Below are 17,055 nucleotides of genomic sequence, written 5' to 3' on the forward strand. Positions count from 1 at the left end.
ATTAGCCGCGACACACCCGTTGCCCCGGCACCTCGATCACGACTCCCTTCAGCGATTGAGACGTTCCGGGGTAAACGTTGAAATCATTCTGCTTGTGACCATCGACCATCGCGTCGGACACTGTGTAACGCACGTTGCCAGTCGCCGTGATGCGCGCTCCGTGTTCGCCGCAGGTCACTTCCGCCGTTGCTCGCTCCCGCTCGGGCAATTGGCGAACAAGCCCCTTGAATGCCAGGTTGACGACAACACTACCGGCCGCGCGCTGCTGGTTCTCCCCGAGCATCCTGACCATCGGTTGGACATCGAGCCGGTACACCGTTTCGGCGTCCACGGAGCGCGTGGGTTTCAGCGTGACGACCTTGGTCTGCCCAGGGGCAAGCGTCACGCGAAATGGAGACGCAAACAGTGCCGGCTGCAACATGTCGCCCACCGGCTCCAGTTTTTCATCGGCAAGCTCCACGCCGGGATTAAGCATGCGTGAGAGTGAAATCGACACATACTCGGTGCGATCGCCGCGATTGACGATGCGCACGGTTTCAGCCTTATCCCGAATGACGAGTTCCTTCGGAATCAGGTCGATCGCTGCCTGCGCGGACGCCGCGACAGCCATACCGGCCATCATCAAGACAAGCCCGCTGAACACGCTTCGTAATTTCATCAATGGATCGCTCCTGAAAAGTAGCGCCCTGCCCGAGCATGGCCTTCAAGGCGCTCGAACGACGGGCTCGAACGTCATCGACAGCACACCGCTATACGTCCCCGCGGTGCTCTTGAAATCGCCTTCGGGCGGATAGGCCGATACGTTCAGGTTGTAGTAGCCCTCCGAATCGTTGCCGGCTACTGGCGGTGCGGGGTTCGTGAACGATGCGTTTTGCCCGACGGCGAGTGGTTTCGCCGCGGCGCCGTCCGCGCCGAGCGTCACGCTCGGGTTGCGGAAAATCTGCGTCGGCTTGGTCTGGTGACGAATCTGCACCGCTTCGTCCAGCCGAACCTGGAAATCGCGGCTCGTCGACAGCACGCGCAATCGCGCCTTCACCTCGTAGGGGGTATCCCAACCACCGACCTGCTGCATCTGAAGCCCCTGCCCGAACCATCCACCCTTGTCGTCAGTGACTTCAAATTTGTCCGGTTTGACCACCTTGGCGGTCACTTTGCTCGTGGTCTTGCCTGTCAGGTTCACCGTCTGCGCGATCGAAACGGCCGGAAGCAGCGACACGACGATCAGACACTTTGCCAAATTTGCTTTCTTCATGAGAACTCCTACGATTTGGTGATGGTCGACACTCGACTTGATCTGCGACGCTGCGCGATTGATCGATGGCTTCCGCTACTGTCGTCTCGTGCTGCCGTTCGCGTCATGCAACTGGTAGATCACCGCGCCATAACCGATACTGACAAACAGCGGGGCGGCAGCCTCGCCGCCGTGATCCCCGTCAACGGCAATGCGCTCTCGCGGCCGAAACGTCACCCGCCACACCAGCGCCCGATCTGGTTTGGAGAGCGCCTTTAGCGCCATCCGGTATTTCTGCCCGGGAGACAGCACCAATCGATTGGGCAGGATCAGCAGGGTCGGCTGCGGCACCTCCTCGACCGGTACGAGATGCTCCGGCAATTGCCCTGGATTCGTCACGAGTTGCTGCGTCACGTCGAGATACAACGGCGTATCCCCCTTGTTCTCAACCCACAGCTCGCCCGGCGGCTGATCCGGCGCAATCGTCATCTCGGTACGCGACAGGTTCAGCATGCCGGCCGCCAAGCAGCTCGAGCAGACCAGCGACACCAGCAACCCGACCGCGAAGCCGAGTCGCGGCTTCGGCATCAGGAACACTCCAGCGTCTTGCGCTCGTCATCGACCTGCAGCGTCATCCGCTTCGTCGCGAAATGCTGTGGCACGCCGGGGAATACGGCGACAGTCTGCGGCTGCTTCACGCCTTCGTACGACACGTCGGAGAAGATCTCCCGGACGTTACCCGTGCTTTCGAGCGTAATCCCGCCGTTTTCGCAGCGGTGCGTCCAGCCCGAATGCAGCTTGATGCCCGGCGGCAAGTGGCGGACCAGCACGCCATAACCGATCGCCACCGACATCGGCGCCGTGATCTTGTCCTGCGGCGCATCGTCCACCTTCAGCGAACGCACCGGCACGACATACAAGCGGTACAGCTCCTCATGTGCCGGCTCCATCAGCGATTTCAGGTCGACCTGACGGCTCTGGCCCGGGCCGAGCGTCAGCTTGTCCGGGCTCGCGATCACGCCGGGGCTGTCGACTTGCCCGAGGTCGACCTTTTGCTCCGGCGTCATGCCGGGATTCATCACCTTTTGCAGCGACACCGACAGATAGAGCGGCGCATCGCCCATGTTCCTCAGTGTCACCTTCTGGTCGTGGTTGCTATAGACGCGAGTCGCCGCCGGCATCACCATCAACTCGCCTTCGGCTTGCGCCGGCTGAGCCGTCGCGCAAAGCAGCGCGATCGCCGTCGGTACAAGCGTCTTCAGTTTGAAATTCATCTCGTCACTCCTTGGACTGATTGAGGCCGGGCAACGCGCAGCGGAAGTCGTTACCGCTAGCGTCTTTCAGACTGCACGTATAGCGGTGCCCGCTTCCTTCTACCGTGATCGTCGAGAGCATCGCCTTGCTGACGATCGAGAACAGGCCGTTGCGATGCGCGGTATCGCCGGTTTCAACGATCTTCCCGCTCACCGGCTTACCGTCCGCATCTTTCAGGAAGCCGCTGTAAATCATGTTGATGTCGACCTTCGCGTTGGCTTCGTACACCTGGCCAGGATGAGCACGGACGATGTTTGCCGGTACCTCGATGTTCATGTCCAGCTTCTCGCTGTTGCTCAACACGCGCGCAAAAGCCACGTCAGAATAGGCGTTGAGCGGCACCGCATAGGTGCTGCCGCCGGCAACCGGATTGCCCTCGACGTTGAAGCCGTACTTCATCCCGTCGATCGTCGGTGTATGCAGCAACATGGCACCGCCGCTGTTGCTGTAACGGCCGAATGCGACGCCGTCCTTGCTGGCGGCAACCATGCCGCGATAGTTGAAGTCGACGTTGCTCGCATTGCCGTTGTAGCCGACATTCAGCGATGCGTCGCCACGCGTACCGGAACGGGAACCGTAAGCGTTGACGCCGTAATCGGAATTGATCCGGTTGCCGGTCATCCCGAGCGTCGTCGTACCGAAGCCGTCCTGGAAATCCTTGCGGAAATCGCCGCTCAGTTGCGTCTGGCCGCCGGAACGCGCGGCGCTGAAGCTCGCCTGAACCTTGTCGAGCTGCATGGTCATGTTGAAATACACGCCATATCCGCCGCTCGTGCCGCTGAAACTCCCCTTCTGAACCCCGAGCGCGAACGTCGCCCACAAGCCGTTCGGCCGATAGTTCCAGCGCACCTCCGCCTGATGCGTCGCGCCAAACCCCGATTTCTGGTAGTTGTAGCCCAGCATCGCCTTGCGCACCATGCGGCTGTAAGAAACGCTGGTGCTCGACATGCCGTAATAGAACCGCGACACGTCGTTGTTCAGGTAATGACTGGCCGAGAAGCTGCCGAGCGCTTCGCTCGACGCCGCAAGGCTGACGTAGCCGCCTGCCTTGCGCTCCCCCGCCAGCACGCCAAGCGTGGGTGTGACGTCCACGTCGCCCAGCTTCGTCGGCCGCGTGACGTTGACTTCAGCCGCCCAATCCCCGCCGCGACCGACGAGTGTCGACGCGTTCATGTAGAACTGGCTGAAGTTCCGGCTCATCGCGGCTTCCATCAGGAAACCGCCACGGTCGCTCATTTCCTTGCCGACCGTGAAATGCCACGCGTTACTGCTCGACGCACCAAAATTGACGTTGTTGATCTCGCGGATTTCCTGCGAGACCACGTTGCCGTTACGATCGACCAGGCGAACCTGCACCGGGTAATAGCCGCCCGGCAGATCCGCAAAACTGATTTCATTGCGCCCCAGCACGGCCGGACGCTTCATGACGAGGCGGCCGTTCCGGTAAAACTCGTAGTTGCCTTCCGCCGTGGCATATAGCACCAGCGAACCCGCGTTGCGATCAACCTGCAGGTTGCCCTGGCTGCCGAACGTGACGAACTGGTCGAAACTCGGCGACAGCAGCGTGCTGACCGAGCCGGACGCGTAATCGATGCTGTTCTGCTTGCCGGCCCGCACATAGGTGCGGGAAAAATTCTTCTGCAGGTAATACGACGAGACGCCTTCCGAGCCATAGCTGTTGCCGCGCTGCTGCGTGCGGTTTGCGTACCAGCTCATGTAACCGAAGCTCTGCGACGGCAACCCAACCCATGTCGCACCGTTCACGTTGGCGGCGCGATAGCCGTCGGACGACGCACGAAAGTCCACCGACTGGTTGTTCACCAGCCCGAACCCCGTCTGCGGGGCAAAATAATCCTCGCGCGAATCGCGAATCGAAATGGAACGCTTCTGCTTGTCGACGGTGACGAAGTACCCGGAGACTTCGATGTCGCAGCCCTTGCTGCAACGCTTGTAGTCGACTTGCGAGACGATTTTGCGGATGATGTCGATATCATCCGGCGACACGCCGTTGGCCGCATACTTGGCCGCGTCGAAATCGAGCACCGACTCCGAGGTCGAGTAGCGGATGAAATCCGGCAGGGTCCTGCCGTTGAACGTCGCGACGTAATTTGCGCTGTCGTCCAATTCAGCTGCACTGAAACCTTCGGGCACGCCGTAGGTCACTTTGACTTCAGCGAACGACTGTGACGACAAGAACAGGAATGCACCGAGCCACAGCTTGTTGAACGAAAATGGAGCTCGATAGTCGATCACGCCACCCTCTTTCTGATGTAAACGAAACGCGGATCAACACTCCGCCTGAACATCGGCGACGCAATCCCGGTATTTAAAAAGGAAGGACGAAGCCCACCCAAGTGGGCTTCGCAACTCGACGAAAGCCGAATGGCTGATTAGCTGCCGGATGCGGCAACCGGCTCGAACACCATCACGAGATCGCCGCTGTAGCTGCCGTTGGTGCTCAGCGTGCCGACTTTGGTCGGGGCTTCGACATTGATCTTCACGTCATGGACTTCATCGTAGCCACCGTTGCCCGCGACCGTCTGCGTGACCTTCTGGACCGCGCCGAACTTGACTTCGGCGTCGCCCGCCGTGCTGCCGATCATGACCTTGGCGTTCTTCATCTCGTACTTGCCGCTCGACAACTTCAGCGGCTGCGCCAGCGAAACGTTGAAGCTGGCGTTCTTCGACCACACGCGCACCGGCAGCGACGTCGCGAACTTCGTTTGCGTGTAGTCGGTCGCCGCGAGTTCTTCCGTGGTGTACCAGGTCGTGCCGTCCGGCTTCGACACGAAGATGCCGTCGTTGATCTGGGCCGTCAGCGTGACCTTCTTCGACACCGTGTCGGCCTGTGCCGTATGTGCCATGCCGAACAGCGCCGCGGTGACGCCCATTGCCAGAACGAGTTTGCTGAGTTTCATCGAATGATCTCAATTAAAAATATTGATTTACGGAGATCGAATACAGATTAATAAAATCAGTATTCAAACGCGTGGAAGACAAATTCCACGGACGGCATTTTCGATGAGCAACAACCGGCGATCGATAGGACGACCCCCCATCATCTCGCCAAAACATCTAGGACGAGTATGAAATTAAAAATCTATCAACCCAAATTCTTTGATTTTGAGATAATTTAATATTTTCATCCATGCCGGTACTGCTACAGCAGGTAACCGGAGGCCGTCTCCGTCGCCAGTCCGGTCGTCGGGGGCACGATTCGATCACGCGTCCCGGGGCCGTGCAATCGCGTTGCATCCACGGACGGCAAACTTCTTCTTCAAATGAAACAACTGCCACCTGATTGCGCGCCAGATCAATTTCAGTCGCATCCGGGCGGATTTCATCACGCCATATTCGGCAGGATGCGCGACGACCAGCGCGCCACCCAAACGGTTGATCCGCTCCAGCGCATGCACCATCTCCAGCCGGAATGCCGGCCAATACAATTCGAACGCCGTCGCACCACTCAGTCGCCGGCCAGCGCTAAGCCGCCGCGCATGGAATATAGTTCCACCCTGAGCGAATCCGTGTCGCCGACGGACACGGCTGCCTCGATCGCAGCCCTCGAGCGCAGCGTGGCCTCGCATCGCGCCAGCCGGATTCCGTGCGCGTTCGAAACCATTCAAGGCTCAAGCATTCATCTCGGAACCTGCCATTGAAGCCCTCGTCCGCGCCGTTCTGCCAAGGCTTGCCGGGCTCGCTGAGCGCCATGTTCATGCCGTTGTGCGCCGCCCACTTCAGGATGGTCCGCGATACGAACTCTCGGCCGTTGTCTGAACGCAAGTAACGAGGCGCACCATGAAGGCTGTGAAGCGTCAAGAGGTTGTTTCCCGACGCGGGAAGTCTCGCCATCGGCGTACCGCCTGCCAATTTGCACCTTCGACGCGTAATAATAGTTGCCCCGCGTCAATTCCATAGAAGCTCCTTTTGACGGTCGGCTGGCAAGCCGACCACTCCGAGGTCGATGTATCGGCCTCCTTACCGAGTACATCTCGACGGAGTGCCGAAGCATTATAAGGATCGCTTCACCCTACGCCTAATCACTGATAAGAGACGGTAAAAATCACTGTCGACTTGACCGTTCCCGCTGTAGCCGGATCGCGTGTCACAACATACTCACCGTAAAGATTCAGCACGGTTGAACTGGAACTGACTTCTGAAACCACACTGCTTCCCGCACCTGAAGGTGTGATGACTGCACCAGAATTTACATTCCCGAGATAGATAGCAACGCCTTTCGCCGTACCGTCGTTCTTGAAGGCATTTTTGTTATCAGAGTCGGGGGTTCCACTGAATGAGAACGTCGCGCCCTTGACACCTTCATCACAATTCACCAGTCCGAGTGAAAATGGCATCCGACCGACCGCCCCTCCAACCCCGGGAAGCTTTGTAAGCAATGTCGGCTTCAACGAAATGACTCTATTTTCGTCACCGGCACGTATCGCGCAGACACCACGAGTAAATTTGACAGATCCATTTATTTTATGGCGGAAATTCTGATTCTGAGCACCATTCAATCCACCTTCGCCATCAATCTGAAATACCGAATAATTTGAAATATTTGCCAGCCCAGAACTGGGCGCAGCCCCTTTTCGCCGAACGATCAATCTGTAAGACAAAGAAAATCTCACATTGCATTCGGAGGTACTACAATTACCCGTTTTATTACCGGAACTAATAGCCCCGGAAGATTGAGAGTAAACAACTCCATTAAACTCTAAGGCGACCTCCGCACCGGAAGCGAGATCCTTCTTTTCCGGATTAACCCAAAGAGAAATAACCTCTTTCACACTTGACCGACAATAAATCTCCCTCGATATCAAGTCGGATCCCCATATGGTAGTCCCATCCGGAGTCGATGCCAGCACATATAGATTAACCGGAAGCTCGGTCACATCCGACATCGCTCCCGACCTGTAATCCCAGCACGAAACCGCATACACCTTCAACGATGCGACCAGCAGCCAAACCAAGACAAAGATTTTCTTCATCGATCCATCATCCATATTTCCAAGCACCGCGATTATTGAAAAATATACGAGGCGCATTCATACCACTGACCACTTAAAAGGCGCCAAGTCTCCGGGTGTACTTTCGGTTTCAATATCGCCGGCGCGTAGTCGGCGACGCCCCCAGCCACGCATGGCCACTCAAGACTTTGCAGCGGCTGATAACCGGATATGCACTTACGCACCTGGACACATCACGTCGCCGGGCGCGTGGTCACCTTCGATACTGGCGGAGCATACTGAGCGGCGCCCCCCGCCACGCATGGCAATTCGAGGCTTTGAAGCGGCTGATAACCGGATGCCCGCTTGCGCACCGGCAGCGAATACGCGATCTTGCAATTGCCCTTGCCTTCGTCTTTCTCCCACTGCACATTCAGCTCCCCCTGCTCGGCAAGGCCACGCGCCAGCAGCTTGCCGCCCTGACCGATCACGCCGACATCCTTGCCGTCACTGTCCGTGACGACCGCGCCGAACGGCACCGGCGCCCCATCGGCCTGCCGTGCGCGAATCACCGCCGAGCGGCCGTAATCGGCCTTGAAGACCAGCATCGGCACCGCGCCCGACAACGGCGCGACACGCTGGCTCGTTTCCTTCAATTCGACGTCCGTCGATAGTCCTTTCGGATCAAGCGACACATCGTTCATCGAGAACGGCGACAGGTACGGCACGATCGCGTAGCCGTTGCCGTCCACGCGCACGCCCGATGCATTGGTGATGCGTGCACCCTCCGCATGCTTCGCCTCGACGATCGCGAACGTCTCCGACAAAGGCAGCGACAGCGTGACGCCGCCGCGATGCGCGACGATCGCGCCGCGCGCACCGACGGAGTACTGCTGGTAGTCCTTACTCGCGCTGACGCTGCCGCTCAGCTCCGCTTTCGAACCGCGATACATCATGTTCGCGCCGCCGTTAGTCTGCGCATTGGCCGATCCGGCGCCGTGGTTGACGTTGACGCCGTATGACAGGTTGCTGTCCGCGCCGAGCGAACCGGACAGGTTCGTCGATACCTGGGTCGCACCGCTCGAATCGTAGTTGAAGTTCGTCGACAGCGTCGCCGGTCGTTTACTGCCAAGCGGAACCGACAGCCCCGCATAGATCAGCGTGCTCGACTCGCCCCACGCATCACGTTGCCGCGATGCCGACACGGAGTACGAGAGGTTGCGAAACGAGTTGTTGTAACCGACCGTGAAATCGGTGTTAGAACCCTTGCGATTCCAGTACGTCGCAGTCGACGCGGTGACGTTGACGCTGCCGCCTTTCTCGCCAAGCTGCTGGCTCATCGTCAGCGAAGCACGATTGCGCGAGCGATAGAGCGCCTCCGACGTGACATTGCCCTTCGCCAGGTCGCGCGCGCTCATCGCGTCGTTCAACCCGAAGAAGCCGTTCGTCGAATAACGGTAAGCGGCAATCGCGACGTTCGTGCCGGTCGCCGCCACCGTCTTCGCATAACTGATTCGGAAGCTCTGCCCCGAATGAGTCTGCTCGTTCGGAATCTTCGTCGTCGCGTGCGTCACGTCGACGCCAAACGCGCCCCATGACGTGTTCAGCACCGCACCGGCCATCGCGGACAGGTAGTCCTGCGCTACCGTCACGCCGCCAAAGCCCGTCAGCATGTTCGTGAAGCCGCGCTGCCAGGTCGCCTGCGCGAAGAACGGTTTCGTGTTGGTCAGGTTGCGTACGGTGCCGACCGTGAAGCTGTAGCGATTCTGCCCCGGGCGCAGCGACATCGGCACCGACGCGTATGGCACCGAGAACGTCCGCACGGAGCCGTCGGCTTCCGTCACCGCCACGTGCAGATCGCCGCCGTATCCGGTCGGATACAGGTCGTCGATCACGAACGCGCCGGGCGCGACCGTCGTCTCGTACAGCTTCACGCCGTTTTGCGTAATCGTCACCTTCGCGTTGGTGTTCGCGACACCCCGCACGACGGGCGCATAGCCGCGCTGCGATTCCGGCAACATCCGGTCGTCGGTATACACGCGCACACCTCGGAACGACGTCGAATCGAACAGGTCGCCGGTCGTGTACGTATCGCCGACGACGAGTTGCGACGACCACGCGGCGAGATTGCGCTGCACATAAGTCGACGCGCTCTGGTACTTGCGCTGACCACGGTCGTCCCAATTGAACGAGCCATTGTGCCGGAAATGCCAGCGCTGATAATTGAACCCGCCGTCGACCCCGACGTAACCCTGTGTACCGCCCTTCTGGCCGCTGGCACGCGAGTGGTACGCATTGACGTTGTACCCGAGCATGGCGACGGGCACGCCCTCGCTCCACTGATCGGGGCTCACGTAGCCGCGCGCCGTACGCTGCAGCGAAATCTGCGGAATGCTCAGGTCCAGCCGCAGATTGTTGAAGTCGAAGCTGACGGACGCCTCCGGGATCACCTGGCCGATGCGCAGGCTGGTGCCGGGCTCATCGAGCGCCGCACGGACATCTGCCGGAAGGCGCGTCAGGTCGACGCCAATGCGATTCAGCAGCGCCTTGTCGAAATACGGCTGCGCGTCGACCGTATTCGGCGTGGACCTGAACGGCAGCTCGGCGCGCCCGACCCAGTTGCCGTCGACGTAAATGTCCGGGCTGTATGCCCCGGCGCGGACGACGTTGCCGCGCTGATAGCGCGATACATCGATCGCACCGCCGCCGTTGCGCAGGAAACCGCTCTCGAATTCGACCTGCGCGAATTCGGTCTGCGCGACCTGCATCGTCCCGGCGTCGGCGAGCTGAATCGTCGCGCCAGCATCGGCCTGGGCCGCGCGCGACACTTCCTGCCAACCGGCCATGATCGTGAGAAGCAACGCGCAAATGGGCTTCAGCCTTGGCCTGCTCTTTGCCCGCACACTTGTGTTTTGCCACTCCATTATTCGTCCGTTCTCGTATGTTGCTTTGTTTGATTACATGAATTGCGCAGACTGGCCCCGGCCACAAGGACGCCCTGCCCTCGCTGCCTTATTTCGAAACCTGCGCTTCGTGGCCGTGATTGCTGCCCCAATCGTCGACGCTGCTGTACAGGACCGTTCCGCCGTCGAGTTCGGCGCGGGCCACGCCCTTGAGCGGGAACGTCGCGGTTTCGCCCGGCCGCACATAGCCGAGCTCGGCTTCAAAGGTCTTGCCGCTGGACTTCAGCGCGATACCGGAGAGGTTGACGACGTACGCCGTCTCATTGGTCGCATTCAGCACGGTGCGCTGCTCGCTGTCGGTTGCGAGGGTCCATTTGAGTTTCCCCGGCGCATCCAGCGAGTTGCCCCGCAGCCCGTCTGGGCGGTACATCAGCTTGACTCGCGTGCGAAACGCGAACTGCAGGCGATTGAGGTCGTCGCTCGTCGACGCCTTGGGCGGCACATCGAGCACGTTCAGCCAAAACAGCGATTCCTTGTCTGCCGGCAGCGGCTCGCCCGAATGAATGACACGCAGCGTCTGGCCCTTGCCCGGCTCGACGCGGAAAACCGTCGGTGTAATCACGAACGGGACGTCGATCGAGTCGGGCGATGCGCGTTCGTCGCCCTTGTCGATCCATACTTGGACCAGGGCCGGCAGGTTGCCGTCATTGGTTAGCTGAACCGTGACTTCCTTCTCGCTGCCGGCAAAGATGACGCGCGTGCCCGACAACGTCACACTCGCCTGAACGCTCGCGCAGAACAGCATGGACATCAGGATCAGCAAGATCCCATACGGACGGTTCATCTTCATCTCATCTCCTCTTTATTTGCAGTCCGAATTAAAGTCAGGTTGTATCGACCTCGAAAAACTCATGTGCCGGCTGCCTTCCGGCAGCCGACACGCCTCATTCGGCGTACCGAATGCTTACGGGTACATCAGCGAATACGTAACGAACGAGTCCATCTTGCCGCCCTTGATCGCGGCGCCCGTCCCGACATACTGAGCCGCGAATTGCAGCGTCGCGGAACCCGTGCCGCCGACGGCGGTATCGATATCGACGGTCTGCACCTGCTGTGCCGAGCTTTCCGCGCCGATCTTGATCGGTTCGAACTTATCGTTCAGGATGCCGATTTCGACACCGCTTGCCACACCGTCGGTACCGGCGCCGGTCGGCTTCAGACGGCCGGACGCGATGTTCACGTTCGGGCCCGGCTCGAACGACACCGAAACCTTCTTCACCGGCGCGGCGGTCCCATCCTTGTCCGTCGTACAACCCGACAGCTTCAGCGTGAACGGCGTACGACCTGCCGTGGAACCTTGGGCGGTCAGCTGGCTGGACGCTGCCCGCGGCATCTTCACCGTCAGATCTTTCGTGCCGCTATCGACCTGGCAGGTCGATGCGACCACCGAGCCCGAAAAGTTGATGGTGCCGTCGGATGCCATTGCGCCACCCGCTGCCAGCACGAGCGCTGCTGCGACGGTGATTTTCGTCATGTTGCATTCCATAAATTTTCTCCGCTTAAATCAGTCAAATAACTCTTCATCAGAGTTGGACAAATACTATCCTTCAACAAAGTCACAAACCATAAAACAAGTCCTAAATAACAAAAATAATCACTAGTACTTGTACTAAATTTATTTAATCTTTCTTTTCAATTTCTTCCGACCATCCATCAGAGCGCCGCATCGCGTAGGCTCCTTAGCGCGAGCAACACCACGCGCTCCGGTGCTCGCGGCGTCGTTGGGGTCGCTGCAAAAAGGGAAAACGCTCAAGATGCGTCGGCTGTGCCGAGCTACCACAGAGTAGACCTGGGCGAGGCCCGGTTCAGTGGGTTCGCCGATGGATACGGTTGGTGCTTCCGGAGGATCAACTCGAATCAGACTACTTCAATCGACTCGAACATTAATTACATCGATCGTGCGGGAGGGGACTCCACGTCACCGTGGCCGCCCCTACGCAATACACTCATTTTCTTTAAATTAAATCGACCGTCACCCGATTTATCTACGGCTATTTTTAATCCTCGAACGGGGTGTATCGCGGCGGTCCGTGGCGTCGCCCCTCTACCTCAACGATCAATTCGCGCGACCGCCTGCTCCAACGTACGCCGGAATGCCGGCCAGCGCGACTCGAACGCCACCGCGCCGCCGGTGTTCACCACGACCTCCATCTCCGCGCATGCGTCACGCGCGGCGCTCTCGCCGGCCAGCGCAAAGCCGCCGCGCATGGAATGAAGCTCGACCCGGAGCGAATCCGTGTCGCCCGCGGATACCGCCGTCTCGATCACAGCCAGCGAGCGCAGTGTGGCCTCGCGCAAAGTCCGTCTGATTTCGCCAGTCATCACCGGCACGGCCTCACGCACGCCGGCATCCATCGCATCGGCCGCCGCGCCTTCGCGACTGCCGTGCCGCCGCAGCGCCGCATCGAGACTGTCGATCGACAACGGCTTGATCACCACCTCGGCAACGCCCACCTGCGCGCAGCGACGCTTGTCTTCATCGGTCGCGTGCGCGGTCATCGCGATCACCGGAACCTGCGCACCCTGCTCGCGCAGGAAATTCGCCAACGCGAAACCGTCGAGCTGCGGCATGCTCAGATCGGTCAGCACGACGTCGAACGGCTGTGCGAAGTACGCGCGCATCGCCTCCATCCCGTTCTCGACGATCGTCGCGTCGTGGCCGAGCGCGTCGAGCTGATCGCGCAGCAGCGCGCGGCTGGCCGGATGATCCTCGGCCACCAGCACGCGCAGCGGTTCCGCGCCCTCATGCCGGTCCGGGATTGGCGCGGCGTGCGCGGCATCCAGTTCGGGTTCGGCGCCCCGCCAGCCCGCCGGCGCCTCGGTCAGCGGCAGCATCGCGGTGAACGTCGATCCCTCGCCCTCCTGGCTCTCGACCGTCAGTTCGCCATGCATCAGCCGCGCGATGCGGCGGCACAGCGGCAACCCGAGCCCGGTGCCCCCGAAGCGGCGATAGATCGACGGATCGGCCTGCATGTAGACGTCGAACAGTGTCGGCAGCGCTTCGCCCGGAATGCCGACGCCCGTATCGCGCACGCCGATCTCGACACAGCCGGCGCCGGCGCCGCTGCGCACGAGCCGCGCGCCGACGGTGACCATGCCGTGCTCCGTGAACTTGATCGCATTGCCGACGAGGTTGGACACGAGCTGACGCAACCGCGTCGGGTCGCCCACGTACCCGTCGGCCAGCTCCGCCGCGAGATGGCAGTCGAGCACCAGCCCCTTCGCTTCGGCAAGCGGCCGGAAGATCGCCGCGACGTCCCGCAGCACGCGCCGCAGATCGAACGGAATGTGCTCCAGCGCCATCTGGTTCGATTCCGCCTTCGACAGGTCGAGCACGTCGTTGATCGTGCGCAGCAGCGCATCCGACGACGAGGCGATCGTCTCCAGGCGACGCCGCTCGACCGCCGGCAGATCGGCCCGTTCCATCAGCTCCAGGTTGCCGACGATCGCATTGAGCGGCGTGCGGATCTCGTGGCTCATCGTCGCGAGGAACGTCGATTTCGCCTTGTTCGCGTCGTCGGCGGCCGCGCGCGCTTCGCGCAGCTTGTCCTCGGTGAGCTTGCGCGCGGTGACGTCGGTCAGCGTGCACAACAGCACGTCGGCGCCGCGGAACTTGGTGCGGACGATATGCGCCGCCAGATACGTCGTGCCCCGTTCGGCATGCTCGACCGCCAGCTCCTGCTGCATCACGAAGCGCCGCTCTCCCGCGCCGGCCGGATACCGTTCGCGATACGCATGCCAGATGCGCTTGCCGAGCGATGGCCCCGATACGTCTTCGTCGTAAGCGAGCGCGGCGTCGTTGCGCACCATCGTCTCGCCGTCGGCCGCGGACAGCAGCAGCAAGCCGGCCGGCGCCGTGCGAATCAGGGTGCGGTTGAACGCCTCGCTTTCGATCAGGCGGATCGCGCGCCGGTTCGCGGGGCGCAGCGCGCGACGGTCGAACATGACGATCGCGATCCACAGCGCCGCAATCGCGAACAGCGCGGCCGCGAGCGCCGTGCCAACGCCGACTGCGGTCGCCCTCGCCACGCTTCGCCACGAAAAGGTCGTCACCATGGCGAGGTCGGAATCCGGCAACCGGTCGCTGATGACGAATCGCGTGCCGACGCGACGCACGACGACATGCCCGCCGGATGAAGCGCGCGTGTCGTTCAACGCGCCTTCGATCATCGCCGGATCGCGCTGCCGCCCCACGACGATGCTGCCGCGTGCGTCCACGATCGCCACGTCCTCGTCGCCGGACTGCGGCGACAGGATGTCGTCGAGACGGAACAGGCCGTTGAACACGAACCAGCCGAACGGGCGACCGGCCGCGTCGTCGAGCCGGCGCGCGAACCGCACGACGGTGCGACCGACGATCGGGTCGTAACGGCGATCGAGCGAGTAGGTGCCGCCATGCATGCCCGGCTTCTGCTTCGTCGCACCGGTCGGCATCAGGCGAGCGATCAGCGCTTGCAAGTCCGTATCGATCGGCAGCGTTCGCGCGCGCGCGACGACCCCCGCACCCACCACGCCGAGAAACGGGCTGTCCAACCCGATCAGGTAACCGCCAATCGGCTCCGCCTCCGCGGGACGCGGCGCATACCTCAAGCCACGATCGGCTTGCGGAAGCAGCGCCCCCAGATATCGCGCATACGATTCGGCCGGCCGAGCCGCCGTGACTTCAGCCATCGCGAAGAACGGCTCCCCGCCGCCAATCGTGGCGGCAACCAGCCTGCCATGCCCGGCAGAGAAGCCCCGAAGCGCGTCGGTCGACGGCCGTGCCCCCTGGTTCCACAGCAGCTCCGTCCGGGTTCCGAAGGTCGCCAGCACCCGATCCACTGTCTGCAGGTTCGCGTAGAACTCGGCCTCGCGCTGGAGAAACGTCGACCGCGCCTGCCCCAGGCTGTCCTGCACGTCGAGCCGGACAACCAGCGCCGCGCACACGAGGACGAACGCCGTCACCGCACTCCCGCCGCCGTACAGCAGCACCTGCTGCTGCCGCCTCACTCGGCCCGGATCGAACGGCTTGCGGCCCGCGGCCGCATGCGCGAAAAGTCGTTTCAGTTTTGCAGGCATGGGGGGTTGTCGGTGGCGCCAGCCGGAAACGCGGCGGCAGATACACACGATTGCGTGACACCATGCGCGGCCGACCGATACGCGCATGCACGGGCTGAGAATCGTCCTGTGCCGCGCGATACGATCGCCGGCACGCGACGGCGCGAATCCTGGTTCGGCAAACCGCTTATTCGCCCGCGGCCGGCGTATCGGCCGACTCGTCCGGCAGTTGACCTTCGCCGGCATAGCGGATCAGGTCGGCGTCGCGCACGATACCGAGCTTCTTCATCGCGCTGGTTTTCTGCGAGCTGATCGTCTGCTTGCTGCGGTGCAGCTGGACGGCGATCTCGCCCACCGTATAGCCGGCGCCGAACAGCCGCACCACCTCGATTTCGCGCGTCGTCAGCGGGCGGGCCGCGTCCGACGTACCCGTGGACTCCAGCAGTTGCTTGATATGCGGCGACAGATAGTTCGCGCCGACATACGCCGCGTGCACTGCGCCGACGAGGTGAGAAATCGCGTCCGACTTGCTCAGGATGCAGCCGACGCCCTGCTTGCGGATCGCATGCAGCACGCTCGGATTGTCGATCATCGTGATCGTCACGAGGCGCAGCGCCGGATAGCGGCGCTGCAGAAACGCCAGCAGCACGAGCCCGTCCCCGAATTTGCCGCCAGGCATCACGTAGTCGACGACGAGCACGTCGCTCGGCTTCTCGTCGAGCGCGGCCACGAGATCAGTCGAGTTGGACACGGAGCCAACGAGCCGGATCGTGCTGCTCTCGGCAAGCGCCTGCGACATCCCGATCGCGGATGACGGGTGGTCATCGGCCACCATCACACGCACAAAGAATTCATCCATCGTCCCTGTTCTCCCCGAGGCTTTCGATCGCGCACCCGCCGGCAGCCGCAAGAGGCGGGCCGCCGTTCCGGTTCATCCAGCGACTGATCCGTCGCTTCGACACATCGGAGAATGCAAGCGCGACTCGATTTTAAGATAAAACGCGACGAATACCGTAAGCATTGGCCGCAAGGCCGATGCCACGTCACGCCCGACGGTACCTCGCGGGCAAGCGGTACGATCGGCATGGGCGCACCGCGGCGCCAGCGATCTGGCGGCGCCGACCCGCATGCCGGCCGCGGCTGGTGCCGCTCGCAAGCGAGGCGCGGCGCAAGGCGACACATGCGGCGATTTCCCTGGCCGCAACGCCCCGTTGCCCGATACCCCGCCGTTGCACGATCCCGCACCGCCGCAACGACGCGTGCCGCCGTGCCCGGATCGTCGTTACTGTCTACGCGCTAGCTCGATTCGTCCCGCTCCTCTACCTCCTGCCTCCATTCGCTGATCGCACGCCGCCGCTGTAGCGGCGACATGATCAGGAATTCGTTGATCTTGCCGAGAAAATCCTTTCGGGACTTCTCGGGAAGCGTAGCGAAATCAAGCAGCATCACGAAGACTTTCACCATGTAGCGCACGGTCTTCCCCTCTTCTCACCCGATTGATCTGCGCCGCCCCTGCCGGCACGGCGCGCTGCCTTCCATCCTTCGGACCTCATCGTTGCCC

The 17,055-nt window shown here is 61.5% G+C and carries 14 protein-coding genes and 1 pseudogene; all 15 read right to left on the reverse strand.

Going from position 1 to position 17,055, the window contains the following annotated elements; genetic code table 11:
- Position 1: 1 nt before the first annotated feature.
- The 15 genes and pseudogenes from CFB47_RS31120 to CFB47_RS41360 all read right to left on the reverse strand — a co-directional run bounded on the left by CFB47_RS31120 (position 2) and on the right by CFB47_RS41360 (position 16,958).
- Complete coding sequence (locus tag CFB47_RS31120; protein WP_089463329.1) at positions 2–658, reverse strand: hypothetical protein; 657 nt, start codon at positions 656–658, stop codon at positions 2–4.
- Between the two features lie 45 nt (positions 659–703).
- Positions 704–1,216 carry a hypothetical protein gene (locus tag CFB47_RS31125; RefSeq protein ID WP_373453161.1) on the reverse strand — a complete coding sequence of 171 codons (513 nt, stop codon included), beginning with the start codon at positions 1,214–1,216 and terminating at the stop codon, positions 704–706.
- 111 nt (positions 1,217–1,327) lie between these two features.
- Positions 1,328–1,819 (reverse strand): hypothetical protein, encoded by a 492-nt coding sequence (locus CFB47_RS31130; protein ID WP_089463331.1) that lies wholly within the window; start codon positions 1,817–1,819, stop codon positions 1,328–1,330.
- Entirely contained in the window at positions 1,819–2,505 is a 687-nt protein-coding gene (locus CFB47_RS31135) for a pilus assembly protein (RefSeq protein WP_089463332.1), read from the reverse strand. The genes CFB47_RS31130 and CFB47_RS31135 overlap by 1 nt, the downstream gene beginning before the upstream one ends.
- A 4-nt stretch (positions 2,506–2,509) precedes the next feature.
- Positions 2,510–4,669, reverse strand: a complete 2,160-nt coding sequence (locus tag CFB47_RS31140; protein WP_373453167.1) for a TcfC E-set like domain-containing protein — start codon at positions 4,667–4,669, stop codon at positions 2,510–2,512.
- A 266-nt stretch (positions 4,670–4,935) separates the two neighbouring features.
- Positions 4,936–5,463: a CS1 type fimbrial major subunit gene (locus CFB47_RS31145; protein WP_089463334.1), complete on the reverse strand. Its 528-nt coding sequence runs from the start codon at positions 5,461–5,463 to the stop codon at positions 4,936–4,938.
- 303 nt (positions 5,464–5,766) lie between these two features.
- On the reverse strand, positions 5,767–5,964 hold the full coding sequence (locus CFB47_RS31150) for a hypothetical protein (RefSeq protein ID WP_089463335.1): 198 nt from the start codon (positions 5,962–5,964) through the stop codon (positions 5,767–5,769).
- A 178-nt stretch (positions 5,965–6,142) separates the two neighbouring features.
- A pseudogene (locus CFB47_RS31155) lies at positions 6,143–6,367 on the reverse strand (integrase core domain-containing protein); the annotation flags it as partial.
- A gap of 218 nt (positions 6,368–6,585) precedes the next feature.
- Positions 6,586–7,536, reverse strand: a complete 951-nt coding sequence (locus tag CFB47_RS31160; protein WP_179259006.1) for a fimbrial protein — start codon at positions 7,534–7,536, stop codon at positions 6,586–6,588.
- A 212-nt stretch (positions 7,537–7,748) separates the two neighbouring features.
- Entirely contained in the window at positions 7,749–10,418 is a 2,670-nt protein-coding gene (locus CFB47_RS31165) for a fimbria/pilus outer membrane usher protein (protein ID WP_089463337.1), read from the reverse strand.
- Between the two features lie 88 nt (positions 10,419–10,506).
- The gene (locus tag CFB47_RS31170) at positions 10,507–11,247 is read right to left on the reverse strand and encodes a molecular chaperone (protein ID WP_373453162.1); all 741 of its coding nucleotides are present in this window, start codon (positions 11,245–11,247) and stop codon (positions 10,507–10,509) included.
- Between the two features lie 114 nt (positions 11,248–11,361).
- On the reverse strand, positions 11,362–11,931 hold the full coding sequence (locus CFB47_RS31175) for a fimbrial protein (RefSeq protein ID WP_089463604.1): 570 nt from the start codon (positions 11,929–11,931) through the stop codon (positions 11,362–11,364).
- A 575-nt stretch (positions 11,932–12,506) separates the two neighbouring features.
- The gene (locus tag CFB47_RS31180) at positions 12,507–15,515 is read right to left on the reverse strand and encodes a hybrid sensor histidine kinase/response regulator (protein ID WP_089463338.1); all 3,009 of its coding nucleotides are present in this window, start codon (positions 15,513–15,515) and stop codon (positions 12,507–12,509) included.
- A 166-nt stretch (positions 15,516–15,681) separates the two neighbouring features.
- Positions 15,682–16,353: a response regulator gene (locus CFB47_RS31185; protein WP_089463339.1), complete on the reverse strand. Its 672-nt coding sequence runs from the start codon at positions 16,351–16,353 to the stop codon at positions 15,682–15,684.
- 437 nt (positions 16,354–16,790) lie between these two features.
- Positions 16,791–16,958, reverse strand: coding sequence for a hypothetical protein (locus tag CFB47_RS41360; protein ID WP_179259007.1), 168 nt, complete (start codon positions 16,956–16,958; stop codon positions 16,791–16,793).
- Between the last annotated feature and the right edge of the window lie 97 nt (positions 16,959–17,055).

The organism is Burkholderia sp. AU27893, assembly GCF_002223205.1.
GTDB lineage: Bacteria > Pseudomonadota > Gammaproteobacteria > Burkholderiales > Burkholderiaceae > Burkholderia.

What these genes read in the sequence shown, in the direction of transcription:
- CFB47_RS31120 (WP_089463329.1), bottom strand. Translation starts at nt 658, where the DNA reads ATGAAATTACGAAGCGTGTTCAGCGGGCTTGTCTTGATGATGGCCGGT.
- CFB47_RS31130 (WP_089463331.1), bottom strand. Translation starts at nt 1,819, where the DNA reads ATGCCGAAGCCGCGACTCGGCTTCGCGGTCGGGTTGCTGGTGTCGCTG.
- CFB47_RS31135 (WP_089463332.1), bottom strand. Translation starts at nt 2,505, where the DNA reads ATGAATTTCAAACTGAAGACGCTTGTACCGACGGCGATCGCGCTGCTT.
- CFB47_RS31145 (WP_089463334.1), bottom strand. Translation starts at nt 5,463, where the DNA reads ATGAAACTCAGCAAACTCGTTCTGGCAATGGGCGTCACCGCGGCGCTG.
- CFB47_RS31150 (WP_089463335.1), bottom strand. Translation starts at nt 5,964, where the DNA reads ATGGTGCATGCGCTGGAGCGGATCAACCGTTTGGGTGGCGCGCTGGTC.
- CFB47_RS31160 (WP_179259006.1), bottom strand. Translation starts at nt 7,536, where the DNA reads ATGAAGAAAATCTTTGTCTTGGTTTGGCTGCTGGTCGCATCGTTGAAG.
- CFB47_RS31165 (WP_089463337.1), bottom strand. Translation starts at nt 10,418, where the DNA reads ATGGAGTGGCAAAACACAAGTGTGCGGGCAAAGAGCAGGCCAAGGCTG.
- CFB47_RS31170 (WP_373453162.1), bottom strand. Translation starts at nt 11,247, where the DNA reads ATGAAGATGAACCGTCCGTATGGGATCTTGCTGATCCTGATGTCCATG.
- CFB47_RS31175 (WP_089463604.1), bottom strand. Translation starts at nt 11,931, where the DNA reads ATGACGAAAATCACCGTCGCAGCAGCGCTCGTGCTGGCAGCGGGTGGC.
- CFB47_RS31180 (WP_089463338.1), bottom strand. Translation starts at nt 15,515, where the DNA reads ATGCCTGCAAAACTGAAACGACTTTTCGCGCATGCGGCCGCGGGCCGC.
- CFB47_RS31185 (WP_089463339.1), bottom strand. Translation starts at nt 16,353, where the DNA reads ATGGATGAATTCTTTGTGCGTGTGATGGTGGCCGATGACCACCCGTCA.
- CFB47_RS41360 (WP_179259007.1), bottom strand. Translation starts at nt 16,958, where the DNA reads ATGGTGAAAGTCTTCGTGATGCTGCTTGATTTCGCTACGCTTCCCGAG.